Here is a 23,538-nt window from a genome sequence, read left to right as displayed (position 1 = left end):
GGGGCGCTCAGGCCCGCTTCTGCTCGTCCGACGCGTAGTCGTCGTCGGCGTACTCCGACCACTTCGACGCCTCTTCGGCGTAGTGGTCGTCGTGCCCGCTCGTGAGCTCGCGCTCGAGCGCATCGTAGTCGGTCTCCGGGCTGAAGTACTTCAGCTCCCGAGCCACCTTCGTGTGCTTGGCTTTCTGACGGCCGCGCCCCATGCGTGACCCCCTAACGACGTCGGGCCGGTGCGAACATGAGCCTCGCCCGGCGCTCACTGATATGAACAGAATCCCGGATGTCAGTTTAGCACCGTGGCGGGTGGGCCCCGCCCATGTAGTCACAGCGGGGAATCCATTCTGCGCGCGCACAGCGGAGCATGTTGAGATGGTCGGGTGGAGCATGCTGCGGAGGCCGTGAAGGTCGTGGTGATCGGCGCCGGCCAGGCCGGTCTGTCGGTCGCGTACTACCTCCGCCGGTTCCAGCTCGTCGCCGGTGAGGACTTCCTGATCCTCGATCGCACCGAGGGTCCGGGCGGCGCGTGGGCCCACCGCTGGGACTCGATGAAGCTCGGCACCGCGCACCGGGTGCACGACCTGCCGGGCATGGAGCAGGTGGGCGTGAGCTTCGACACCGCCGACCGGTCGCTGCCCGCGAAGGAGGTCGTCGCCGACTACTACGGCCGCTACGAGCGGCACTTCGAGCTGGACGTGCGGCGCCCCGTCAACGTGCGCAGCGTCGTGAACCACGGGGTCGAGCTCGAGGTGCGCTACGACGACCTGCGCGCACAGGACGAGGAGCGGCCGGCGCCGCGCGGGCTGTTCGGCCGCTGGAGCCGGCGGGCGGAGGACCAGGCGGCGGCCGCCGCCGCCCCGACGCGCGAGGTGATCACCCGGTTCCTGGTCAACGCCAGCGGCACGTGGGGTGCGCCGTTCGTGCCCTACTACCCCGGCATGAACGACTTCGCCGGACGCCACGTGCACACGTCCGACTTCCGCTCGGCGGAGGACTTCCGCGACCAGCACGTCGTGGTCGTCGGCGGCGGCACGTCGGCGATCGGGTTCATGCTCGAACTGGAATCCGTCGCCGCCGGGCTCACCTGGGTGTCGCGCCGGCCGATCGACTGGATCGATTCCGAGGACCTCGACCTCGAGGGGGCATCCGCCGCCGTCGCCATGCAGGACGAGGCCGCGCGCTCGGGTCGCGCCCTCCCGTCGATCGTGAGCGGCACGGGCGTGGCCAGGAGCCGCCGCATCGTGGCCGGCATCGATCGCGGCCTGCTCGTCGCGAAGCCGATGTTCGATCGCATCGAGCGCGCCGGGGTGCGCTGGGACGACGGCGACTTCGCGTTCGCCGACACCATCATCTGGGCGACCGGCTTCCGGCCCGAGCTGCGGCACCTCGCGCCGCTGAAGCTCCGCGAGAAGGCGGGCGGCGTCGCCGTCGGCCAGGGCGCGTCGTGGGCCGACCCGCGCGTGTTCCTCGCGGGCTACGGGCCGCAGGCCTCCACGATCGGGGCGAACCGCGCCGGGCGCATGATCGCGCGGCAGATCATGGCCATGCTCTGAGACGCGGCGAGCGGATGCCGCGTGCCCGCGTCCGCACCGCGCGAGCGGTTCAGGCGAGCATCCCGAGCCAGAACCCGACGGCCGCCGCCGCCACCGAGAGCAGCAGCATGCCGAATCCGCTCGCGAGTCCCGCGGTGATCCGCCGCTCGAGCAGCAGCCGGACCGTCTCGGCGCTGGCGGTGCTGAAGGTCGTGTAGCCGCCGAGGAAGCCCGTGCCGACCACCAGGTGCGCCCCGGCCGGGAGCAGCCCGGCGTCGGCGATGCCGACGGCGAACCCGAGCAGGAGCGAACCGCTGACGTTCACGATCGTCGTGGCCCACGGGAACGCGGACACGATGCGGCTGCGCAGCACGCCGTCGAGCACGAGGCGGCAGGCGGCGCCGATGCCGCCCGCGACGGCGATGCCGAGGAAGAGCAGCGGGGTCACGCGGCCTCCGCCCCGGGCGTGCGCCGTCGTATCAGCGCGCTCGCCGCGACGATGCCCGCGAACGTGGCCGCGGCGCCGAGCACGACCGTGCCGAGGGCGTTCAGCAGCGCGAGCCCGGGCGCTCCCTGCCCGAGGAGCTCGACCGTGCCGACCGCGAACGCGCTGTAGGTCGTGAAGCCGCCGAGCACGCCCGTGCCGAACGCGAGCCGGAACGCGCGGCGGCGACCCGCGTCGGGGCCCAGCCGCAGCAGCGCCTCGAGCAGCAGGCCGAGCGCGAACGCGCCGAGCACGTTGACGACGAGGAGCGTCAGCGGGAAGGCGCCCGCATCGGGGAAGGCGAGCGTCGCGCCCTCGCGGGCGGCCGTGCCGACGGCGCCGCCGGCGGCGACGAGCGCGACGGCGGCGGGACGGAGGTGGACCGGGCGATGCGTCACGGCTCGTCCCACGGCAGCGACTCGTCGTCGGAGACGGGCTGCAGCGGGACCACGACCACCGGGCGGGCCTGCCGGTGGGAGAGCTGTGCGGCGATCGAGCCGCTGAGGAACTCGGCGAGGCCGGCGAGCACGCCCCGCTCGCGCGTGCCGACCACGATCAGCTCCGCGTGCACCTCGTCGGCGAGCCGCTCCAGCTCGCGCGAGGCGTTGCCCGCGAGCAGGTGGACGCGCCAGTCGACGCCGAGGCCGGCGAGCTCGCGCTCGAGGTACTGCTCGATCGCGGCGGCGGTCTCCTCGGCGGCGTCGGTGACCCCGTCCGGATCGATCGGCACGGCGAGGATCGACCCGTCGATGTTGGTGGAGATGGCGTAGCTCGAGACGTCGACGTACGCGCATTCGAGCGGCACGCCGAAGGTGGCGGCGAGCCGGGCGGCGTAGCGCACGACGGCGGAGGGCTGGCCGGGCACGATGCCGGCGACCACGGGACGGACGGGCGTGTCGGGCATGGGAACCTCCTCGCGGGCCTCGATGCCACCCTACGCCCGGCGCGGCGGGCGCCGCGGGGCGACGCGCTCCCCGAACGGGCGGGGGCTCAGCGCCCGCGCAGCTCGTCGAGCAGGTCGGCGCGCACCGCGTCCAGGCGCGACCGCAGGAGGTCCACGGCCTCGGGGGCGACCTGCCCGCGGCGTGCGTGCGTGCGCAGGTCGGTGCGCACCCGCTGGCGGAAGGCGTTGATGACGAGGTCCGCCTCGTGCACGGCCCGGCCGTCGGCGTCGGCCCGCGGCTCGGGCGCGGGCTCGGGCGGCACCGAGGTGGCCTCGGTCGCGGCGCGCCTGGCCTCGCGGGCGGCGCTCGCGAGGTCGGCGCGCATGCTGCGCAGCGCCTCGTTGACGTTCACGCGCACCTCGTCGGCGAGCCGGCGCACCGAGTCGGTGACCTCGGCCTCGATCGACTCGAGCTCGTGCTCGCGCTCGGCGAGCTCGGCGCGACCGGCGTCGGTGATCTCGTAGACCGTCTTGCGGCCGTCGGCGGACTTCACCACCAGCCCCTCCGCCTCGAGCTTGGCCAGGCGCGGGTAGATCGTGCCGGCGCTCGGGCTGTAGGTGCCGCCGAAGCGGTCGGACAGCGCCTGGATCAGCTCGTACCCGTGTCGGGGCTGCTCGGCGAGCAGGCTCAGCAGGTAGAGGCGGAGGCTGCCGTGCGAGAAGACGGGCGGGGTCATGCGGTCGCCGCCGTCTCGGCGTCGGTGCCGCCGTCGGACGGCGCCGACGAGCCGTCGGCATCGTGCGCCTGCCCGGAGTCGGCCGGCCGGCGCCGCATCACCGACACGTTGCCCGAGACCGAGTTCGCCCCGAAGTCGGTCCACGAGCCGGAGAGTTCGCCGACGACGCGCTCGAACCCCTTGCCCAGGGTGCCCTTGATGGACGTGTCGTCGATGAAGATGGTGCCGCTGACCGTGTTCACGCGGAACCGCGCGCTCGAGCCCGCGTCGAGCCGCACCGTCAGGTCGCCCGAGATGGTGTTCGTGTCGATGCGGCTGGGGACGCCCGCGACGTCGAGGATGACGTCGCCCGAGACGGTGTCGCTGTCGAAGCGGGTCACCGTGCCGCTGGCGGCGATGTCGCCCGAGACGGAGTGCGCGGCGATGCGGCCCTCGTGCGACCCGACCGAGATCTCGCCGGTGACGCTGTTCAGCTCGAGGTCGCCGACGTGCCGGTCGACCGTGAGGTCGCCGTTCACGGTGCTGAGCTTCGCGTCGCCGAGGAACCCGGTGATGAGGGCGTCGGCGGAGACGACGCCGAGCTTCAGCGCGATCTCGCGCGGCGCGAGGATCGAGACGTCGGCGCGCATGTTGCCGCGGAAGCCCTTGAACGCGTCCATGAAGTTGTCCCAGCGGAGCTGGGCGTGGTCGACCTCGACGGCGTCGCCGTCGATCTCGACCCGCAGGTCGCGCCCGTGCACGGAGGAGACCTCGATGCGCAGGCCCGGCTCGTCATGGGCGAGCACCGTGACGCTGCCGCCGACGAGCCCGACCTTGAGCGATCGTGCGAGCTCGATGTCGATGACCCGGGTCTGCCCGGGTGCGATGATCCACTTCTCCAGCGCCATGATCGAAGGTCCTCCTGCTGCGTGGCATCCGCCGGGTGGGGATGCGCCCTGATCGCGATATATCGCGTCTGACGAGATTCAAGATATATCGCGTTTGCGCGGGACGCAAGGCGGTGTGCGAATTCGTGCTTGACCTTGACGTTGCGTCAACTTCTATCGTGGAGCCATCGCCCGCACCGACGACGGGCGGCACCGACCGCCGCACGGCGCGACCGGAGGAGGGACGACGATGGACTGGTCGATCCAGGAGATCGCGCGGCTCACCGGCACCACGAGCCGCACGCTGCGCCACTACGACGAGATCGGCCTGCTGCCGCCCAGCCGCGTGGCCGCGAACGGCTACCGCCACTACGACCGGGCCGCGCTCGTGCGCCTGCAGCGCATCCTGCTGCTGCGCGAGCTCGGCCTCGGGCTGCCGGCGATCGCGGAGGCGCTCGGCAACGAGCCCCGCGAGGTGCACGCGCTGCACGGCCACCTCGAGTGGCTGCGGCGCGAACAGGAACGGCTCGCGAGGCAGGCCGCCTCGGTCGAGCGCACCATCGAGGCGCTGGAAGGAGGTGAGCACCTCATGGCAGAGCAGATGTTCGAGGGCTTCGACCACACCGAGTACCAGGAGGAGGTCGAGCAGCGCTGGGGCGCCGACGCGTACGCGACGTCGGATGCCTGGTGGCGCGGCAAGAGCGCCGGCGAGCAGGACGCCTGGAAGGCGGAGACGGCCGCGTTGGGCCGTGACTGGGCGGATGCCGCGGAACGCGGCCTCGCACCCGACGGCGACGAGGCCCAGGCCCTGGCTGCGCGGCACGCCGCGTGGCTCGGCTCGATTCCCGGCACGCCCGGCTCCGAGCGCGGGCGACCCGTGAAGGAGTACGTGCTGGGGCTCGGCGAGATGTACGTCGCCGACCCGCGGTTCGCGCGCAACTACGGCGGACCGCGCGGCGCGGAGTTCGTGCGCGACGCGCTGGCGGTCTACGCCGAGCGCAACCTCTAGGACGACGGATGCCTCGGGACCCGCGTGGTCCCGAGGCATCCGCTCGTCTCGGTCAGGTGTCGAGGGTCGGCACCCGGCGGTAGCCGTCGCGGAGCCAGTCGACGACGGTCCAGGCGGCACCGGCCACGGCGATCGCCGCGAGGGCGGCCATGAATGCGATCATGTCTCCTCCTCCTCTCAGGTGCGGGGCGCCGTCGGCGTCGCGATGGTCAGGGCCGGAACCGGTGCGGTCGGGGGAGCGTCGCCCGCCGGGGCATCCGCCCGGCCGGCGACCGGCACCGTGAAGAACGGGATGGTGCGCCCGCAGATCGGACCGATCAACAGGGCGAACGCGACCGTGCCGATGCCGACCTGCCCGCCGAGCAGCCACCCGACGGCGAGCACGGTGGCCTCGATGCCCGTGCGGACCAGCCAGAGCGGCAGCCCGGTGCGCGCGTGCAGGCCGGTCATCAGTCCGTCGCGCGGGCCGGGGCCGAAGCGCGCGCCCACGTAGAGGCCGGTCGCGATGCCGAGGAGCAGGATGCCGGCGGGCAGGAGCACCGCGCGCAGCCCGGGGTCGAGGCCTGCGGGCACGAGCTGGAGGCCGATGTCGGCGAACGGGCCGACCAGGAGCGCGTTCGCGACGGTGCCGAGGCCCGGGCGCTGGCGGATGGGGATCCACAGCAGCAGCACCACGCCGCTCGTGAGCACGGTGACCAGTCCGAACCCGAGCCCCGTGACGCGGCTGAGCCCCTGCGTCAGGACGTCCCAGGGTGCGACGCCGTAGCCGGCGCGCACGATGAGCGCGATGGCGAACCCGTAGAGGAACAGGCCGACGAGGAGCTGGAGCAGACGACGAGGCATGACACCCATCCAATTCCTCGATTGGACTGTTGCCAAGATGCCAATCGCGGTAAAGTGGCCGCATGAATGAGGCCACCCTGGGACCACGCGCGCTCATCGGACTGCTCGGCGACTGGCGCGGCGATGGCGCGACGTACGAGGACCTGGCCTCCCGCATCCGCCTCCTCGTGATCGACGGGCGCATCGCCGTGGGCACCCGCCTGCCCGCCGAGCGCGAGCTCGCGGCGCGGCTCGGCCTCAGTCGCACCACCATCGCGGCCGCCTACGCGCGACTGCGCGAGTCGGAGCACCTCGAGTCGGTGCGCGGCTCGGGCAGCATCACCCGGCTGCCGGCCGGCAACATCACGCCGCTGCACTCGACCGGCGCCGCCTGCATCGACTTCACCAAGGCGGCGCTGCCCGCGCTGCCGTGGCTGGGCGAGGCCGCGCGCGCGGCGGCCGAGCGACTGCCGGCCTACCTCGGCGACCCCGGCTACGACCCGATCGGGCTGCCCGAGCTGCGCGAGGCGATCGCCGCGCGGTACACCGCACGGGGGCTGGCGACCGATCCCGACGAGATCCTGGTCACCATCGGGGCGCAGCACGCGATCTCGCTCCTCTCGCGCACCCTCCTCGGGCGCGGCGACCGCGCGCTGGTCGAGTCGCCCACGTACCCCCACGCGTACGAGGCGCTGCGCGGTGCCGGCGCCCGGCTCGTCGCCGTGCCGGTCGGGGGCGCCGGGCCCGAGAGTGCGCTCGCCGGGGTCGGCGACGGCGAGGGCGGCGACGGCGAGCGCGGCGACGGCGCGGCCATCGCCGAGGCGATCCGCCACGCGAGCCCGTCGGTCGCCTACCTCCTGCCCGACTTCCACAACCCCACGGGGCGCTCGCTCGGCGAGCGCGACCGCGAGCTCGTCGCCCACGCGGCATCGGCCCAGGGCACCGTGCTCATCGCCGACGAGACCACCGCCGAGCTCGACATCGATCGCCCGTTCGCGACCCGTCCCCTCGCGGCGCACGGCCCTGCGGTCATGATCGGCTCCGTCGGCAAGACGGTCTGGGGCGGCATCCGCCTCGGCTGGATCCGCGCCGACCGGGGGCTCATCCGACGGCTGCTCGCGCAGCGCGCCCCGAACGACCTCGGCACGCCCATCCTCGAGCAGCTGCTCGTGGCCGAGCTGCTGCCGCGCATGGACGACATCCTCGAGCTGCGCCGCGCCCAGCTCGGCGAGCGACGCGCGCACCTCGAGCGCGCCATCGCCGAGCGCTTCCCCGAGTGGCACGTGCCGCACGTGCACGGCGGGCTGGCGCTGTGGGTGCACCTCGGCGCCCCGGTCAGCTCGCAGCTCGCGCTCGCCGCGCGCAGCCACGACCTCATGATCACGGCCGGCCCGCGGTTCGGCATCGACGGGGCCTTCGAGCGTAGCCTGCGCATCCCGCTCGGCTACGGCGAGGCCGAGACCGAGCGGGCGCTCGACGCGCTGCAGGCCGCGTGGCGGACCATGGGCGGTGCGCCGCTCGCCGACGCCGACGTGCTGTCGGCCGTCGTCTGAACGATTGCTGCGACTTCGGAATGCACTCACTGCAAATATGGTTGGCTGGAGCATGGCCATCGACGACATCCCGATCACGACCATCGACGGCGCCGAGACGAGCCTCGCCGAGTACGACGGCAAGGTGAAGCTGATCGTCAACGTCGCCTCGCGCTGCGGGCTCTCGCCCCAGTACGAGAAGCTCGAGCAGCTGCAGAAGGAGTACGGCGAGCGCGGCTTCACGGTGCTGGGCTTCCCGAGCAACCAGTTCCTGCAGGAGCTCGGCTCGAACGAGGCGATCTCGGAGTACTGCTCCACGACCTGGGGCATCACCTTCCCGATCTTCGATCGCGTGCGGGTGAACGGCCGCAACGAGCATCCGCTCTACACCGAGCTGAAGAAGACGCCCGACGCCAAGGGCAAGGCCGGCAAGGTCATCTGGAACTTCGAGAAGTTCCTCGTGACCCCCGACGGGCAGGTGCTGCGGTTCCGCCCGACGACGGAGCCCGACGCCCCGGAGGTCGTGGCCGCGATCGAAGGCGCGCTGCCCGCCTGAGCGGCCGCACCGTCCGTTCACCGAGCGGACACCGCCGGGTCATCGCCGCATCACGCCGCGTTGCGACCGCGGCGGAACGGTGGGGAGGTCAGCGGGGCGTGACGCCTCGACCCCACCTTCGAAGGAGACGCGATGACGCGCGCGCGCCGATTGACCGGACTCGCCCTCGCCACCACCGCCCTGCTCGCCTGCGGAGCCGCCGCCCCGGCGCTCGCGCAGCCGAACGGGCCCAAGTACGGCACGCCCGCCACGGCGTTCCACCGCACGGCGACCTACCCCGTGTACCTCAACGCCCCGGCGGGCGTCGACCCGGCCGATGAGACGGTCGCGGAGATCTCGGCGATCAGCCCCGATGGGAACACCGTCATCTACACGGATGCCGCGGGCGAGCGCATCGGCTTCGTCGACGTGACCGACCCGGCGAACCCGGTCGGCGCGGGCACGCTGGCGCTCGACGCGATCACGGATGCCCCGGTGGCGTCGCCGACCTCGGTCGCGGCCCACGGCGAGCTGGTGCTGGTCGTCGTCGACACCACCGACTACGACGCCGACACGCTGGACTCGAAGCCGCGCTCGGGCGAGCTCGTCGCGGTCGACGCGACCACGCACGAGGTCGTCGCGACCTTCGACCTCGCAGGCCAGCCCGACTCGATCGCCGTGAGCGGCGACGGTGCCTACGCGGCGATCGCCATGGAGAACCAGCGCAACGAGGACTTCCCCGTCGACGGTGGCGCGGGCGACGAGGGCGACCTGCCCCAGGCCCCCGCCGGCTTCGTGCAGGTGATCACGTTCGGGGCCACGCCCGAGGACGCGGGCACCTGGAGCATCGACCCGGTTTCGCTCGTCGACGACGCGGCCGCGCCGCTGCTCGAGGCCGCCGGCATCGACACCCCCGAGGACCCGGAGCCCGAGTACGTCGCGATCAACGACGCGAACCAGCTCGCCGTGTCGCTGCAGGAGAACAACGGCCTCGTCACCATCGACCTCGCGACACGCACCGTGACGGGCGCGTTCTCGCTCGGCTCGCCCGTCATCCCGAACGTCGACACCGACGACGACGGCGCGATCTCGCTCACCGACACCATCGAGGTGCCGCGCGAGCCCGACGCCATCGCCTGGATCGGCGACGGGTACGTCGCGACCGCCAACGAGGGCGACTGGAAGGGCGGCAGCCGCGGCTGGTCGATCTTCGACGCCGCCACCGGCGAGGTCGTGTGGGATGCCGGCGACTCGTTCGAGCACCTCGCGATCGCGCACGGCCTCTACAACGACGGCCGCGCCGACAACAAGGGCGCAGAGCCCGAGGGCCTCGCGGTCGCCCGGTTCGACGGCGTGCCCACCGCATTCGTCGCCTCCGAGCGGTCGAACTTCGTCGCCGTCTACGACGTGAGCGACCCGACCGCGCCGGTCTTCCAGCAGCTGCTGTTCGCCACCAACGGGCCGGAGGGCATCCTGCCGGTGCCGAGCCGCGACCTGCTGGTCGTCTCGAGCGAGGTGGACGAGGCCGACGCGGGCGTTCGGGCGTCCGTGAACCTCTACCAGGTGCAGCAGGGGCAGCCGTCGCAGCCGAGCATCGTCTCGGCCGACATCGACGGGCTGCCGATCGGCTGGTCCGCGCTCGGAGCGCTCTCGGCCGACCCGAGCGACGCTGGGCTCGTCTACGCCGCGAGCGACAACGCGCTCGCCCCGAGCACGGTGTTCACGGTCGACGTCTCCGACAGGAAGGGCCAGGCGGTCATCACCGAGGCGCTCGTCGTGACCGAGGGCGGCGAGCCCGCGGAGTTCGACGTCGAGGGCCTGCAGGCGCTCGCCGACGGCGGCTTCTGGCTCGCGGTCGAGGGCTCGAGCGGCCCGGCGAACGCGCTGGTGCGCATCGACGCCGCGGGCGAGGTCGTCGAGACCGTGCCGCTGCCTGCCGAGGTCGCCGCCCACGTGCGCAACTGGGGCTTCGAGGGCGTGACCATCACGGGCGAGGGCACCGGCGACGAGGCGCTCTGGGTCGCCATCCAGCGCCCGCTCTGGGTCGACCCGTCGGTCGGCGCCGGCAGCCTCGAGCTGCTCGAGGGCGACGTCGCGCGCATCGGACGCTATGACGTGGCATCCGGCACCTGGGCGTTCTTCGGCGTCGAGCTCGAGTCGACCGAGGTCGACGGCGACTGGATCGGCCTCTCGGAGATCACCGCGATCGACGACGACACGCTCGCCCTCATCGAGCGCGACAAGCTGAACGGCCCGGATGCCGCGCTGAAGACCGTCATCACCGTCGAGATCCCCGACGAGCTGCCGGGCGCCGACGAGCTGCCGATCCTCGAGAAGTCGCTCGCGATCGACGCGCTGCCCGCGCTGCAGGCCGGCAACGGCTGGACCCAGGAGAAGCTCGAGGGCTTCACCATCGGGATCGACCGGCAGGTCTACGCGGTCACCGACAACGACGGCGTCGACGACGCCACCGGCGAGACCGTGTTCCTGCGGCTCGGCGACGCCAAGAAGGTGATCCCCGCGTTCCGCTGAACCCGGGGCGATGACGGCCGGCGCCGGCCGGGCGGTGCTGCGGCATCGCCCGGCCGGCGCCGTCGGTCGGGTCATTCCGCAGGCTCACAGCTTCCCGTTACTTCTTGCACTCACTGCAATGCGAGAATCGTTGGCATGCATCTCCTCGCGCAGGCCAGCCTGAAGAACCGCGCCCTCATCGCGCTCGTCACGATCGTGGTCGCGATCTTCGGCGGGGTCTCGCTCACGCTGCTCAAGCAGGAGCTCATCCCCTCGATCGCGTTCCCGCAGCTGTCGATCGTCACGACCTACCCGGGCGCCGCCCCCGAGGTCGTCGAGAACGACGTCTCGACGCCCATCGAGAACTCCATCCGCGGCATCGCCGGCCTCGAGTCGACGAGCTCCACGAGCTCCACGAACGTCTCGGTCGTCACCGCGACCTTCGACTACGAGACCGACCTCGCGACCGCCGAGCAGAAGATGACGACGGCGATCAACCGCATCTCGTCGCAGCTGCCCGACGACGTCGACCCGCGCGTGGTCGCCTTCAGCTTCGACGACTTCCCCGTGGTCGCGATCGCGGTCAGCGGCACGGACGACACCTCGGCCCTCTCCGATGCGCTGAACCGCACCACGATCGGCGAGCTCAACGACATCGACGGCGTGCGCGAGGCCACCGTCATCGGCGAGATCGGCCAGCGCGTCACCATCGTGCCCGACGACGAGGAGCTCGCCGCGCTCGGCCTCACCTCGCAGGCGATCACCGGCGCGCTCCAGCAGAACGGCGTGCTCATCCCCGCCGGGGAGATCACCGAGGACGGCATCTCGTACTCCGTGCAGTCCGGCCAGCGCCTCACCTCGGTCGACGACATCGCCGACCTGCCGCTGCTCGGCGCGACCGAGCAGGTCGCGGCTCCGTCCACCGACGCGGGCGCGGGTGCGGTCCCGGGCACGGGCACGGATGCCGGTGCGGGCGCCGACCTCGGCGCCGCGACCGACACCGGGCTCGGCGCCGCGACGGGCACCGTCACCGTGCCGGTCTCGCCCGCGCCGACGATCGGCGACGTGGCATCCGTCGAGCTCGTCGACAACCCCGAGGCCTCGATCTCGCGCGTGAACGGCGAGCCCGCGCTCACGCTCTCGATCACCAAGCTGCCCGCCGCGAACACCGTCGAGGTCTCGACCGCCGTGCAGGACGCGATGGGCGACCTGCAGGCGAACATCGCCTCGCAGTTCCCTGGCGCCGAGTTCACGGTCGTGTTCGACCAGGCCCCGTTCATCCAGGAGTCGATCGAGACGCTCGCGGTCGAGGGCATGCTCGGCCTCGTGATGGCGGTGCTCGTCATCCTGCTGTTCCTGCTGTCGGTGCGCGCCACCCTCGTCACGGCGATCTCGATCCCGACGTCGGTGCTCATCACCTTCATCGGCCTATGGGCGACCGACTACAGCCTGAACATCCTCACGCTCGGCGCGCTCACGATCTCGATCGGCCGTGTCGTCGACGACTCCATCGTGGTGATCGAGAACATCAAGCGACACCTCGTCGAGGGCGCCGAGAAGCTCCCGACGATCGTCAAGGCGGTGCGCGAGGTCGCCGGCGCCATCACGGCGTCGACCGTCACCACCATCGCGGTCTTCCTGCCGATCGCGCTGGTCGGCGGCTCGACCGGCGAGCTGTTCCGGCCGTTCGCGCTCACCGTCGCGATCGCGCTCGGCGCGTCGCTGTTCGTGTCGCTCACGATCGTGCCGGTGCTCGCGTACTGGTTCATCAAGCCGGCCCGGCGCACCCGCAAGGACGGGACTCCGTCGACCGAGGCGCTCGCCGAGGAGACCGGCGAGGACGAGCTCGAGCACCCCGGGCGCCTGCAGAAGGGCTACCTGCCGATCATCGGCTGGACGCTCCGGCACGGCTGGCTCACGCTCATCGCGGCCGCGCTCGTGCTCGTCGGCACGTTCGCGCTGTACCCGCTGATGCCGACCAACTTCATCGGCGCGACCGGGCAGAACACCTTCCAGGTCACGCAGGAGCTGCCCGCGGGCACCTCGCTCGAGCAGATGGACGAGGCGTCGACCGAGGTCGAGCAGACGCTGCGCGACACCGAGGGCATCGAGATCGTGCAGACCTCCATCGGGGGCGGCACCGACCTCCAGATCGGCCTCGGCGGCGGCGCGTCCAGCACCATCACCTACGCCGTCACGACCGACGAGTCGGCCGACCAGGAGGCGCTGCAGGCCGAGGTGCGCGAGGAGCTCGACGCACTCGACGACGTGGGCCAGCTCACCCTGGCCGCCCAGCAGGGCGGGTTCTCCAGCGACATCCTCGTCGACGTCACCGCCGGCAACGACGCGGACCTCCGCGAGGCGTCCGACGCCGTCGTCGAGGCGCTCGACGGGCTCGACGAGATCGTCGAGGTGACGTCGAACCTCTCGGAGACCCGGCCGTACATCGGCGTCGTCGTCGACCGCGAGGCGGCGGCCGACGCCGGGTACTCGGAGGTCGCGCTGAGCTCGCTCGTGGCATCCGCCATGCAGCCCCAGGCCGCGGGCAGCGTGCAGATCGACGAGGACCTCCTGACGATCTACATCGCCAGCGACGACCCGCCCGCGACGGTCGAGGAGCTCCGCGCGCTGCCCGTGCCGACGCCGGCCGGCACGGTCGAGCTCGACGAGCTCGCCGACGTCGACGAGACCGACGGCCCCGCGTCGATCACGACCGTGCAGGGCCTGCGCAGCGCGACGATCACGGCCGCGCCCGATCAGTCGGACGTGGGCGCCGCGTCGCTCGCCGTGTCGAACGCGCTCGAGTCGGCCGACCTGCCCGAGGGCACCAACGCCACCATCGGCGGCGTGTCGAGCGACCAGGAGGAGGCCTTCATGCAGCTCGGCCTCGCGCTGCTGGCCGCCATCCTGATCGTGTACATCGTCATGGTCGCGACGTTCCGGTCGCTGCTGCAGCCGCTGCTGCTGCTCGTCTCGGTGCCGTTCGCGGCGACCGGCGCGATCCTGCTGCAGCTCGCGGTCGGCATTCCGTTCGGCGTCTCGTCGCTGATCGGCGTGCTCATGCTCGTCGGCATCGTGGTGACGAACGCGATCGTGCTCATCGACCTCGTGAACCAGTACCGAGATCGCGGTCGCGACGTGCGGGATGCGCTGCTGCACGGTGCGTCCCGCCGTCTGCGGCCGATCCTCATGACGGCGCTGGCGACGATCTTCGCGCTCATCCCGATGGCGAGCGGCATCACCGGCACCGGCGGCTTCATCTCGCAGCCGCTCGCGATCGTCGTGATCGGCGGCCTGCTGTCGTCGACCGTGCTGACGCTCATCGTGCTGCCCGTGCTGTACTCGGTCGTCGAGGGCGGCCGCGAGAAGCGCCGCGCGAAGCGCGAGCTGAAGCGCGCGCAGCGCCGGGCCGACGAGGAGGCCGCCGCCGCGGCGACGCCCGCCGAGTAGCGGCCGCCCGGGGCATCCGCTTCGGGGGCGCTGCCCGCCGCTCGGCCCGCTCCGCCGCCCGATCACGCACCCGTCGCCGCTGGTGCGCGAACCGTGGTCTCCCATTCGGATGACCACGTTTCGCGCACCGGCGCCGAGCCCCGGCGGGGCCGCTGGTGCGTGAAGCGTGATGAGCGGGACCGTTGGCCACGCTGTGCGCACCAGCGGCGGGCGGGAGCCGGCGCGGGGCGGGGCGGTGGTGGTGTGGGGGAGAATCGTCGTGTCGAGTGGGAGGGGTTGCACGATGGAGCGCACCGGGACGGACGTCGACGCGTACCTGGCGTCGCTCGAGGGCGAGCGCGGCGACGCGATGCGGGTGCTCGACGCGCGCATCGCGGCCGAGCTCGCGGGGCTCGAGCGCGTGCTCTGGGAGGGCGGGTTCTGGGGTGGCACCGAGCAGCGCATCATCGGATACGGCGCCATCATGCAGCCGCGTCCGCGCGGCGCCGACGTGGAGTGGTTCCTCGTCGGGCTCGCCGCACAGCAGCGGCATGTGAGCGTCTACGTCAACGCCGTCGAGGACGGCGCCTACCTCGTGCAGTCGTGGGCCGACCGCCTCGGCCGGGTGAAGGTCGGCTCGGCCGCGGTGAACGTCACGCGGCTCGACGACCTCGACCTCGACGCGCTCGCGGCGCTGGTGCGACGTGCGCACGAGCTCACCCCGGACGCGCGATGACCACCGTCGTGCCGGGGCGCACCGATGACGCGTCGAACCGGCGCCGGCACCCGCGGCGCCGGGTCGCGGGCGTGCTGCTCGCCGGGGCATCCGTCGCCCTGCTGGCCGGGTGCGCGATCGGCGACGTCGGGCTGCCGGGCGAGGGCGAGACGTGCGTGTCGTGGGTGGACTTCGGCACGCCCGAGCAGGCGGCGGGAGACGCCGACGTCGTCGTGCTCGCCACGGTCGCGGGCCGCGACGGCACCGAGCGACTGTTCGGCATCTCCGCGTCGGCGTGGACGGTGGAGGTCGACGAGCTCGTGAAGGGCCCCGACACCGGCGACGACGTGCGGCGGGTCGTGTCGACGCCGGTCACCTGCACCGGCGGCGACGCCTACCCCGACGGCGACCCGCTCGACGTCGACGGGCAGGTCTACCTGTTCCTCACGCTCGACGGCGGGGTGCTGCGCACCCTCACGCCCACGCAGGGCGTCGTCGCGCCGGGTCCGGCCGGCGGTATCCCGGCGCGCTGGCCCGCGGGCTGAGCGCACCGGGACGGGCCGGGCGTCAACTGACGCGGGCGGGCTCGCGCTCGTCGCTGCGAGCGGGCCGGCCGCCCTCGCGATCGAGCACCGCGCGCGTCGACACCTCCGGTCGCAGGTCGAGGCGGCGCAGCAACTGCGCGTTGACCGCGACCACCACGGCCGACGCCGACATGAGGATCGCGCCGACCGACATGGGCAGCACGAACCCGATCGGCGCGAGCACGCCCGCCGCGAGCGGCACCGACACCAGGTTGTAGCCGGCCGCCCACCACAGGTTCTGCTGCATCTTGCGGTACGAGGCCCGCGAGAGCTCGATCACCGACAGCACCGAGCGCGGGTCGGAGGACGCCAGCACGACGCCCGCCGAGGCGATCGCCACGTCGGTGCCGGCGCCGATCGCGAGCCCGACGTCGGCCTGCGCGAGCGCCGGTGCGTCGTTCACGCCGTCGCCGACCATCGCGACGCGCCGGCCCTCATGCTGCAGCTGCGACACCCGGTCGGCCTTGTCCTCGGGCCGCACCCGGGCGAACACGCGGTCGATGCCGAGGTCGTCGGCCACCGCCTGCGCCACCGGCTCGGCGTCGCCCGTGATCATGACCACGCCGATGCCCAGCGCGTGCAGCGCGTCGATCGCCTCGCGCGACTCCTCGCGCACCTCGTCGGCGAGGGCCAGCGCGCCGGCCACCTCGCCGTCGAGCACGACGTGCAGCACGGTCGCGCCGCGCTCGGCCCAGCCCTCCGAGGCGGGAAGCGGGGGCAGCCCCTCCTCGTCGAGCAGCGCCGGGCCGCCGACGCGCACGATGCGGCCCTCGACGCTCGCCCGCACGCCGACGGCGGGCGCCGACGAGAAGTCGGTCGCGCGCGGCACGTCGAGCCCGTGCTCCTCGGCGTGCGCCACGATGGCGCGGGCCAGCGGATGCTCCGAGTCGGCCTCCGCCGCGGCCGCGAGCGCCAGCACCTCGTCGGCGTCGTGGCCGTCCGCGGCCTCGGCATCCGTCACCGTCGGCTCGCCCTTGGTCAGGGTGCCCGTCTTGTCGAAGAGCACGGTGTCGATCGTGCGCATCTGCTCGAGCGCCATGCGGTCGGTCACCAGCACGCCGCCCTTCGCCGCGCGCTCGGTCGCGATCGACACGACGAGCGGGATGGCCAGGCCCAGGGCGTGCGGGCAGGCGATCACGAGCACCGTGATGGTGCGCACGACGGCGTCGTCGGGGCTGCCGACGAGGGTCCAGGCGATGGCCGTCAGCACCGCGGCGCCGAGCGCGAACCAGAACAGCCAGCCCGCCGCCCGGTCGGCCAGGCGCTGGGCGCGCGAGCTCGAGCCCTGCGCGTCGGACACGAGGCGCTGGATGCCCGCGAGCGCCGTGTCGTCGCCGACGGCGGTGACCCGCACCCGGATCGCCGTGTCGGTCGCGACCGTGCCGGCGACCACGCGATCGCCGGGCGCACGCGAGACCGTGCGGGACTCGCCCGTGATCATCGACTCGTCCATCTCGGCGGTGCCCTCGGTGACGTCGCCGTCGGCGGGGACCCTGCCTCCCGGCCGCACGACGACCACGTCGCCGACCGCCAGGTCGGACGGCGACACCGTCTCGGTGCCGTCGTCGGTCACGCGCTCGGCCTCGTCGGGCAGGAGCTTCGCGAGCTCGTCGAGCGCGGACGACGCCTGCATGATCGAGCGCATCTCGACCCAGTGGCCGAGCAGCATGATCACGATCAGCAGTGCGAGCTCCCACCAGAACTCGAGCTGGTGGTCGAGGATGCCGAGGCTCGCGCCGAGCGACGCGAAGTACGCGACGGTGATGGCCAGGCCGATGAGGAGCATCATGCCCGGCGACTTCGCGCGGATCTCGCTCACGGCGCCGGTCAGGAACGGCCAGCCGCCCCAGAGGTACATGACGGTGCCGAGCAGCGGGACGACCCAGGCGATCGGGCCGGAGTCGGGCACCTCGTAGCCGAGCAGCATCGCGAACATGGGGCTCAGTGCGACCGTCGGCACCGCCAGCACGAGCATGATCCAGAACAGGCGGCGGAACCGGGCGACGTGGTCGCCGTGGCCCGCGTGCCCGCTGTGGCCGCCGTGCGTGTCGTGGCCCGCGTGCTCGTGCCCGTGGTGCTCGTGCCCGTGGTGCTCGTGCTGCTCGTGCTCGTGCTCGTGCATGTCGTGTCCCGCGTGCTCGTGCATGTCGTGGGCCTCGTGCCCGTGGTGCCCGGTGCCGGCCTGCGGCTCGTGTGCGTTCGCCATCATCGCTCCCTGTTCGCCAAGCTATACCCCTAGGGGGTATTCGTCAACGTCAACGCGGACACCCTCCGGGTTGTTCCCGCACGGTCTCGACGCGCCATCCGATCGGCTCCCATCACTGCCATGCTCCCGCGCCGCCGGGCTCCTGCATAGGCTCGGACCATGCCCATCCCCGACTTCATCGTCGACCTGCGCCGCTCGATCGGCACCGCCCCGCTCTGGCTGTCGGGCGTGACCGCCGTGATCCTCCGCGACGACGAGGTGCTGCTCGGCCGCCGCAGCGACAACGGCCGGCTCGCACCCATCTCCGGGATCATCGAGCCGGGCGAGGAGCCCGCCATCACGGCGGTGCGCGAGGCGCTCGAGGAGGCGAACGTGCACATCGAGGTCGAGCGCCTCGCCTGGGTGCACACGACGCCCGAGATCACGTATCCGAACGGCGACCGCACCGCGTACCTCGACCTGACGTTCCGCTGCCGCTACGTCTCGGGCGATCCGTACCCGGCCGACGGCGAGGCATCCGAGGTGTTCTGGTACCCGCTCGCCCGGCTCGACGAGCTCGACGACATGCCCGACGACCAGAAGCAGCGCGTGCGCGCCGCCGCCGCCGACGAGGTCGCCGCGCGATTCGAGGCCTGACCCCGCACCCGAGACGTGGGCGGTGCAGGCGGATGCCCCGGGGCATCCGCACCCGTTGTGCTCGCCCCGTTGCGCGCCGCAGGATGGAACCGTGGCGAGCGACGACCGGACCGAGCAGCGCACCGACCGGACCGAGCAGCGCACCGACCGACCGATCGCCGATCCGAGCATCGCCCACGCCGACGAGGTCGCCGAGGCGCTCGGCGTCGACCCCGCGGTCGGGCTCTCCGCCCGCGAGGCGGCCCGGCGGCTGGATGCCGACGGACCGAACGAGCTGCGCGAGTCGCGGCCGACACCGCTCTGGCGCCGCATCCTCGCCCAGTTCCAGGACCCGCTGATCTACCTGCTGCTCGGCGCGCTCGTGGTGGCCCTGTTCGCCTGGGCGCTCGAGGGCGCCGAGGGGCTGCCGATCGACGTGCTCGTGATCGGCTCGATCGTGATCGTCAACGCGATCATCGGCGTCGTGCAGGAGGCCCGCGCCGACGAGGCGGTCGCGGCGCTCTCGCGCATGACCGAGGCGAACTCGCTCGTGCTCCGCGACGGCGAGCGCGCCGCGGTGCCCAGCCGCGAGCTGGTGCGCGGCGATGTGCTGGTGCTCGGCGAGGGCGACCAGGTCGGCGCCGACGCCCGGCTGCTCGAGTCGAGCGGGCTCCGCGTCTCGGAGGCATCCCTCACCGGCGAGAGCCAGCCGGTCGACAAGCACCCGCGTGCGCTCGCCGAGCCCGCCGAGCCGGGCGACCGCACCGACATGGTCTTCAAGGGCACGGCGGTCAACCGCGGCACCGGCCGCGCCGTGGTCACCGCGACCGGCATGGCCACGCAGGTGGGCTCCATCGCCACCCTGCTCGAGCAGACCCGAGAGGAGCAGACCCCGCTGCAGCGCGAGATCGGGCGTGTCGGGCGCGTGCTCGGCATCGTCGTGATCGCCATCGCGATCGTGGTCATGGCGACCATCATCATCGTCGAGGGCGTGACGCAGCCGGCCGACCTCGTCACGGTGCTGCTGCTCGGCGTCTCGCTCGCGGTGGCGGCGGTGCCCGAGGGGCTGCCGGCCATCATGTCGGTCGTGCTCGCGCTGGGTGTGCAGCGCATGGCGAAGCGCAACGCCGTCGTGCGACAGCTCTCGAGCGTCGAGACGCTGGGCGCGGCATCCGCCATCTGCTCCGACAAGACCGGCACGCTCACGACCAACGAGATGACCGTGCAGCGCATCGTCACCGCCTCGGGCGAGGTCGAGCTCGCGGGCGTCGGCTACGCGCCGGAGGGCGAAGCCACCTCGGGCGGGGCGCCGCTCGGCGAGGGTGCGCTGCGCGAGGAGGCGCAGGTCGTGCTCGCGGCGGGCTCGCTCGCGAACGACGCGGGGCTGAGCGAACAGGACGGCCGCTGGAGCATCCAGGGCGACCCGACCGACGCGGCCTTCCTCGTCGCCGCGCGCAAGCTCGCGGGCACGGTCGAGCGTGCCGGCAGGTTCGAGCGGTTCGGGTCGGTGCCGTTCGACGCCGACCGCATGATGATGTCGACCGCGAACCGCCACCTCGACGAGGGGCTCGCCGTGCTCTTCAGCAAGGGCGCGCCCGACGTGCTGCTCGAGCGCTGCACCGCGATCCGCGTGGGCGACGACGCGGTGCCGCTCACCGAGGAGCGTCGCGCGAAGGCGCTCGCCGACGTGCACGCCCTCACCCGGCAGGCGTACCGCACGCTCGGCGTCGCGTACCGCGAACAGCCCGACGACCTGCCCACCGAGACGGATGCCACCGAGCTCGACGACTCGGTCGAGCACGACCTGGTCTACGTCGGCGTCGTGGGCATCATCGACCCGCCCCGGCCCGAGGCGAAGCCGGCGATCGCGGAGGCGCATCGCGCGGGCATCCGGGTACTCATGATCACCGGCGACCACCCCGAGACCGCGGCGCGCATCGCGACCGACCTCGGCATCGTGGAGCCGGGCGCCGAGGCGGTGGCCGGCCGCGACCTCGCCGCGCTCGACGACGAGGCGCTGCGGCGCACCGTGCACGAGCACTCGGTGTACGCGCGCGTCGCGCCCGAGCACAAGCTGCGCATCGTCGACGCACTGCAGGCCGACGGCCAGGTCATCGCGATGACCGGCGACGGCGTGAACGACGCGCCCGCGCTGAAGTCGGCCGACATCGGCGTCGCCATGGGCGTCACGGGCACCGAGGTGACCAAGCAGGCGGCGAAGATGATCCTCGGCGACGACGACTTCGCCACGATCGTCGCGGCCGTGCGCGAGGGGCGGGTGATCTTCGACAACATCAAGAAGTTCCTGCGCTACCTGCTGTTCTCGAACATGGGCGAGGTCATGACCGTGTTCTTCGGGGTCGTGCTCGCCGGGGTGCTCGGGCTCTCGGGGGCGAGCGACGAGGCGGTGGTGGCGCCGCTGCTCGCGACGCAGATCCTCTGGATGAACCTCATCACCGACTCCGGACCCGCGCTCGCGATGGGCGTCGACCCCGAGATCGACGACGTGATGGCACGGAAGCCGCGCGGGGTCGATGACCGCGCGATCGACGGCCGCATGTGGGTCGGCATCTTCGTCACCGGTGCGGTGATGGCCGTCGCGGCGCTCGGCGTGATGGACCTGTTCCTCCCCGGCGGGCTCATTCCGGGCGGCACCGACACGATCGAGGTCGCGCGGACGGCCGCGTTCACGACGCTCGTCTTCGCCGGGCTGCTCACGGCGTTCAACGCGCGCTCCGAGACGCACAGCGCGTTCTTCCGGCCGTTCAGCAACCGCTGGCTGCTTGGGGCCGTCGCGCTGAGCGTCGCGTTGCAGGTCGCGGTGGTCGAGGTGCCGTTCTTGCAGGTCGCGTTCGGCACCGCGCACCTGTCGGCCGAGCACTGGCTCGCGTGCGTGGTCGCGGCGACCCTCGTGCTCTGGGCGTCGGAGCTGCAGAAGCTCGTGCTGCGGGCTCGCGATCGGGCGCGGCTCGCGGCCTGAGGCGTCGCGCCGGGGGTGGGGCGAGCGGATGCCTCGGGGCGGACGCCCGGCTCGCCCGGCGAGGACCGTGCTGGCGCGGCATCCGCACACCTGCTCTGATGGGGGCATGGAGATCCTCATCCTGGGCGGCACCGCCTGGCTCGGGCGGACGATCGCGGCAACGGCGCTGGAGCGCGGGCACGCGGTGACCTGCCTGGCGCGCGGCGAGGCGGGGGCGGCAGTCCCCGGCGCCGCGCTGGTCGCCGCCGACCGCAGCGAGCCGGGCGCGTACGACGAGATCGCCGGGCGCGACTGGGACGCCGTGCTCGAGGTGTCGTGGCAGCCCGGGTTCGTGCGCGACGCGGTGCGTGCGATCGGGCCGCGGGCGCGGCACTGGACCTACGTGTCCTCGGGCAGCGTCTACGCACGCGAGGACGTGGCCGGCGAGGACGAGCGTGCAGAGGTGCACGCGCCGCACGAGGGTGACACCGCCGACCGCGCGGCGTACGGGGCGGCGAAGGTCGCGTGCGAGCTGGCGACCGCCGAGGTGGTCGGCGACCGGGTGCACCTGTCGCGGCCGGGCATCATCGGCGGGCGGGGCGACCACACCGGGCGATCCGGGTACTGGGTGCGGCGCGCCGCCCGCGACCCCGAGGGCCCACTGCTCGTGCCCGACACGCCCGCTGCCGCGACCCAGGTGATCGACGTGGGCGACCTCGTCGCCTGGCTGCTCGACGCGGCCGAGCAGGGCATCGTCGGCACCTTCAACGCCGACGGCCCGATCGTGCCGTTCGCGCACTGGGTGGAGGACTCGCGAGAGGTCGGCGGGCACGTCGGCGAGGTGGTGCGGGTCTCATCGGAGTGGCTGGTGGAGCAGGAGGTGGGCCCGCTCGAGCTGCCGTTCTGGCTGCCGGGCGACGAGTACGTCGGGTTCTTCTCGCGGTCGACCGTCGCGGCCGAGGCGGCGGGCCTGCGCACCCGTCCGCCGCGCGAGCTGCTCGCCGACGTGCTCGCGTGGGAGCGCACGGAGGGCCTGCACGCCGCTCGCCCGGCGGGCATGCCCGCCGAGCGCGAGCGCGAGCTGCTCGGGAGGATCGCATGACCGCTGCCGCACTCTCGCAGGACGCGCTCTGGCCTCGCGCGGGCGGCTGGCCGGGGCCGGATGCCACGGGGCCCGGGGATCGGTTCGACCTCGCGCTCCTCGGCGTCCCCGCCTTCCGCACCTCGCTGTCGCCCACGCGCGCCGACACGACGCCCGCGGCCGTGCGCGAGGCGCTGCGGCGGTACAGCCCGGCGCTCGTGCCCGACCGGCGGCACGAGGGGTCGGCGGCCGAGGCCGAGCATCGCGCGACGCGGTCCGGGGTGCACGTGCACGGGCACGGGGGCGCGCACCGGCCCGAGGCATCCGCCCCGCTCGACCTGGGCGGGATGCGCTGCGTCGACCTCGGCGACATCGAGGAACCCGACGGCGAGGCGGGTGAGGCCGCCACGGTCGCCGCGGTCGCGGCGGCGCTGCGCCGGTCGTCGACGCTGGTGGCACTCGGCGGCGACAACTCGGTCACGTACGCGACGGCGCTCGGGGCGTGGGGTGACCAGCTCGGCCGGGCGGGACTCGTCACGATCGACGCGCACTACGACCTGCGCGACGGCGTGTCGAACGGGTCGCCCGTGCGGCGGCTCGTGGAGGCCGGGCTCGACCCGACGCGCATCGTGCAGATCGGCATCGCCGACTTCGCGAACTCGGTGGCCTATGCGCGGCGGGCGGCCGACCTCGGCATCACGGTCATCCACCGCGACGAGTTGCACGGCCGGCGGCCGGCCGACGTCATGGCCGAGGCGCTCGCGATCGCCGGCGCCGGCGGCGGGCCGGTGCACCTCGACGTCGACGTCGACGCGTGCGACCGGGCGGTCGCGCCGGCGTGCCCGGCGTCGGTGCCGGGCGGGCTGCAGGCGTGGGAGCTGCGGGCGCTCGTTCGGGCGGCGGCTTCCGACGCCCGGGTGCGCTCGGCGGACCTCGTCGAGATCGATGCGACGACGGATGCCCCGGACGGACGCACGGTGCGCCTCGCCGCGCTGTGCGTGCTCGAGTGGCTCGCCGGGGTCGCCCTGCGGTCGGCGTGACG

The 23,538-nt window shown here is 73.2% G+C and carries 20 protein-coding genes; 12 read left to right on the top strand and 8 right to left on the bottom strand.

Going from position 1 to position 23,538, the window contains the following annotated elements:
* Positions 1-7 precede the first annotated feature (7 nt).
* Positions 8-202 (bottom strand): DUF3073 domain-containing protein, encoded by a 195-nt coding sequence (locus ABZK10_RS03595; RefSeq protein WP_281884248.1) that lies wholly within the window; start codon positions 200-202, stop codon positions 8-10.
* Between the two features lie 174 nt (positions 203-376).
* On the opposite strand from ABZK10_RS03595, the gene ABZK10_RS03590 reads away from it, so the two are divergent.
* Positions 377-1,549, top strand: coding sequence for an NAD(P)-binding domain-containing protein (locus tag ABZK10_RS03590; protein WP_353807819.1), 1,173 nt, complete (start codon positions 377-379; stop codon positions 1,547-1,549).
* A 49-nt stretch (positions 1,550-1,598) separates the two neighbouring features.
* Here ABZK10_RS03590 and ABZK10_RS03585 read toward each other — a convergent pair whose 3' ends face one another.
* The 5 genes from ABZK10_RS03585 to ABZK10_RS03565 all read right to left on the bottom strand — a co-directional run bounded on the left by ABZK10_RS03585 (position 1,599) and on the right by ABZK10_RS03565 (position 4,519).
* Positions 1,599-1,976: a fluoride efflux transporter FluC gene (locus tag ABZK10_RS03585; RefSeq protein WP_353807818.1), complete on the bottom strand. Its 378-nt coding sequence runs from the start codon at positions 1,974-1,976 to the stop codon at positions 1,599-1,601.
* Entirely contained in the window at positions 1,973-2,410 is a 438-nt protein-coding gene (locus tag ABZK10_RS03580) for a fluoride efflux transporter FluC (RefSeq protein ID WP_353807817.1), read from the bottom strand. The genes ABZK10_RS03585 and ABZK10_RS03580 overlap by 4 nt, the downstream gene beginning before the upstream one ends.
* Positions 2,407-2,916: a universal stress protein gene (locus ABZK10_RS03575; RefSeq protein ID WP_353807816.1), complete on the bottom strand. Its 510-nt coding sequence runs from the start codon at positions 2,914-2,916 to the stop codon at positions 2,407-2,409. The genes ABZK10_RS03580 and ABZK10_RS03575 overlap by 4 nt, the downstream gene beginning before the upstream one ends.
* Positions 2,917-3,002: 86 nt before the next feature.
* The gene (locus ABZK10_RS03570) at positions 3,003-3,632 is read right to left on the bottom strand and encodes a PadR family transcriptional regulator (RefSeq protein WP_353807815.1); all 630 of its coding nucleotides are present in this window, start codon (positions 3,630-3,632) and stop codon (positions 3,003-3,005) included.
* Entirely contained in the window at positions 3,629-4,519 is an 891-nt protein-coding gene (locus ABZK10_RS03565) for a DUF4097 family beta strand repeat-containing protein (protein ID WP_353807814.1), read from the bottom strand. The genes ABZK10_RS03570 and ABZK10_RS03565 overlap by 4 nt, the downstream gene beginning before the upstream one ends.
* A 229-nt stretch (positions 4,520-4,748) precedes the next feature.
* On the opposite strand from ABZK10_RS03565, the gene ABZK10_RS03560 reads away from it, so the two are divergent.
* Positions 4,749-5,507, top strand: a complete 759-nt coding sequence (locus tag ABZK10_RS03560; RefSeq protein ID WP_353807813.1) for a MerR family transcriptional regulator — start codon at positions 4,749-4,751, stop codon at positions 5,505-5,507.
* A gap of 177 nt (positions 5,508-5,684) precedes the next feature.
* Here the strand turns inward: ABZK10_RS03560 and yczE are convergent, their stop codons facing one another.
* Entirely contained in the window at positions 5,685-6,350 is a 666-nt protein-coding gene (gene yczE, locus ABZK10_RS03555; RefSeq protein WP_353807812.1) for a membrane protein YczE, read from the bottom strand.
* A 62-nt stretch (positions 6,351-6,412) separates the two neighbouring features.
* Between yczE and yczR the strand changes: the two genes are divergently transcribed.
* From yczR to ABZK10_RS03525, 6 genes are all read left to right on the top strand, one after another.
* On the top strand, positions 6,413-7,882 hold the full coding sequence (gene yczR / locus ABZK10_RS03550; RefSeq protein WP_353807811.1) for a MocR-like transcription factor YczR: 1,470 nt from the start codon (positions 6,413-6,415) through the stop codon (positions 7,880-7,882).
* Between the two features lie 52 nt (positions 7,883-7,934).
* Positions 7,935-8,417, top strand: a complete 483-nt coding sequence (locus ABZK10_RS03545; RefSeq protein WP_353807810.1) for a glutathione peroxidase — start codon at positions 7,935-7,937, stop codon at positions 8,415-8,417.
* 132 nt (positions 8,418-8,549) lie between these two features.
* Entirely contained in the window at positions 8,550-10,928 is a 2,379-nt protein-coding gene (locus ABZK10_RS03540) for an esterase-like activity of phytase family protein (protein WP_353807809.1), read from the top strand.
* Positions 10,929-11,063: 135 nt separating this feature from the next.
* Positions 11,064-14,357, top strand: coding sequence for an efflux RND transporter permease subunit (locus ABZK10_RS03535; protein ID WP_353807808.1), 3,294 nt, complete (start codon positions 11,064-11,066; stop codon positions 14,355-14,357).
* A 283-nt stretch (positions 14,358-14,640) separates the two neighbouring features.
* Positions 14,641-15,072 (top strand): hypothetical protein, encoded by a 432-nt coding sequence (locus ABZK10_RS03530; RefSeq protein WP_353807807.1) that lies wholly within the window; start codon positions 14,641-14,643, stop codon positions 15,070-15,072.
* The gene (locus tag ABZK10_RS03525; protein ID WP_353807806.1) at positions 15,069-15,596 is read left to right on the top strand and encodes a hypothetical protein; all 528 of its coding nucleotides are present in this window, start codon (positions 15,069-15,071) and stop codon (positions 15,594-15,596) included. The genes ABZK10_RS03530 and ABZK10_RS03525 overlap by 4 nt, the downstream gene beginning before the upstream one ends.
* Before the next feature lie 22 nt (positions 15,597-15,618).
* On the opposite strand, the gene ABZK10_RS03520 is transcribed toward ABZK10_RS03525, so the two are convergent.
* Positions 15,619-17,841: a heavy metal translocating P-type ATPase gene (locus ABZK10_RS03520; RefSeq protein ID WP_436408481.1), complete on the bottom strand. Its 2,223-nt coding sequence runs from the start codon at positions 17,839-17,841 to the stop codon at positions 15,619-15,621.
* 159 nt (positions 17,842-18,000) lie between these two features.
* Here ABZK10_RS03520 and ABZK10_RS03515 point away from each other — a divergent pair, with 159 nt between their 5' ends.
* The 4 genes from ABZK10_RS03515 to ABZK10_RS03500 all read left to right on the top strand — a co-directional run bounded on the left by ABZK10_RS03515 (position 18,001) and on the right by ABZK10_RS03500 (position 23,536).
* Positions 18,001-18,477 carry an NUDIX hydrolase gene (locus tag ABZK10_RS03515; RefSeq protein WP_353807805.1) on the top strand — a complete coding sequence of 159 codons (477 nt, stop codon included), beginning with the start codon at positions 18,001-18,003 and terminating at the stop codon, positions 18,475-18,477.
* 91 nt (positions 18,478-18,568) lie between these two features.
* The gene (locus ABZK10_RS03510; protein WP_353807804.1) at positions 18,569-21,436 is read left to right on the top strand and encodes a cation-translocating P-type ATPase; all 2,868 of its coding nucleotides are present in this window, start codon (positions 18,569-18,571) and stop codon (positions 21,434-21,436) included.
* 106 nt (positions 21,437-21,542) lie between these two features.
* Positions 21,543-22,517, top strand: a complete 975-nt coding sequence (locus ABZK10_RS03505) for a Rossmann-fold NAD(P)-binding domain-containing protein (protein ID WP_353807803.1) — start codon at positions 21,543-21,545, stop codon at positions 22,515-22,517.
* On the top strand, positions 22,514-23,536 hold the full coding sequence (locus tag ABZK10_RS03500) for an arginase family protein (RefSeq protein WP_353807802.1): 1,023 nt from the start codon (positions 22,514-22,516) through the stop codon (positions 23,534-23,536). Before ABZK10_RS03505 ends, ABZK10_RS03500 begins: the two co-directional genes overlap by 4 nt.
* Positions 23,537-23,538 lie beyond the last annotated feature (2 nt).

This window comes from Agromyces sp. SYSU T00194 (assembly GCF_040496035.1).
GTDB classification, from domain to species: Bacteria; Actinomycetota; Actinomycetes; order Actinomycetales; family Microbacteriaceae; genus Agromyces; species Agromyces chitinivorans.
Note: the sequence above shows the minus strand (reverse complement) of the source record. Positions and strands in the feature narration are given on the sequence as shown.

Bases quoted from the DNA above. Each gene is read 5' to 3' on its own strand.
- ABZK10_RS03535 (WP_353807808.1), top strand. From the start codon at position 11,064: ATGCATCTCCTCGCGCAGGCCAGCCTGAAGAACCGCGCCCTCATCGCG.
- ABZK10_RS03525 (WP_353807806.1), top strand. From the start codon at position 15,069: ATGACCACCGTCGTGCCGGGGCGCACCGATGACGCGTCGAACCGGCGC.
- ABZK10_RS03565 (WP_353807814.1), bottom strand. From the start codon at position 4,519: ATGGCGCTGGAGAAGTGGATCATCGCACCCGGGCAGACCCGGGTCATC.
- ABZK10_RS03595 (WP_281884248.1), bottom strand. From the start codon at position 202: ATGGGGCGCGGCCGTCAGAAAGCCAAGCACACGAAGGTGGCTCGGGAG.
- ABZK10_RS03545 (WP_353807810.1), top strand. From the start codon at position 7,935: ATGGCCATCGACGACATCCCGATCACGACCATCGACGGCGCCGAGACG.
- ABZK10_RS03560 (WP_353807813.1), top strand. From the start codon at position 4,749: ATGGACTGGTCGATCCAGGAGATCGCGCGGCTCACCGGCACCACGAGC.
- ABZK10_RS03500 (WP_353807802.1), top strand. From the start codon at position 22,514: ATGACCGCTGCCGCACTCTCGCAGGACGCGCTCTGGCCTCGCGCGGGC.
- ABZK10_RS03575 (WP_353807816.1), bottom strand. From the start codon at position 2,916: ATGCCCGACACGCCCGTCCGTCCCGTGGTCGCCGGCATCGTGCCCGGC.
- ABZK10_RS03530 (WP_353807807.1), top strand. From the start codon at position 14,641: ATGGAGCGCACCGGGACGGACGTCGACGCGTACCTGGCGTCGCTCGAG.
- yczE (WP_353807812.1), bottom strand. From the start codon at position 6,350: ATGCCTCGTCGTCTGCTCCAGCTCCTCGTCGGCCTGTTCCTCTACGGG.
- ABZK10_RS03570 (WP_353807815.1), bottom strand. From the start codon at position 3,632: ATGACCCCGCCCGTCTTCTCGCACGGCAGCCTCCGCCTCTACCTGCTG.
- ABZK10_RS03515 (WP_353807805.1), top strand. From the start codon at position 18,001: ATGCCCATCCCCGACTTCATCGTCGACCTGCGCCGCTCGATCGGCACC.
- ABZK10_RS03505 (WP_353807803.1), top strand. From the start codon at position 21,543: ATGGAGATCCTCATCCTGGGCGGCACCGCCTGGCTCGGGCGGACGATC.
- ABZK10_RS03520 (WP_436408481.1), bottom strand. From the start codon at position 17,841: ATGGCGAACGCACACGAGCCGCAGGCCGGCACCGGGCACCACGGGCAC.
- yczR (WP_353807811.1), top strand. From the start codon at position 6,413: ATGAATGAGGCCACCCTGGGACCACGCGCGCTCATCGGACTGCTCGGC.
- ABZK10_RS03540 (WP_353807809.1), top strand. From the start codon at position 8,550: ATGACGCGCGCGCGCCGATTGACCGGACTCGCCCTCGCCACCACCGCC.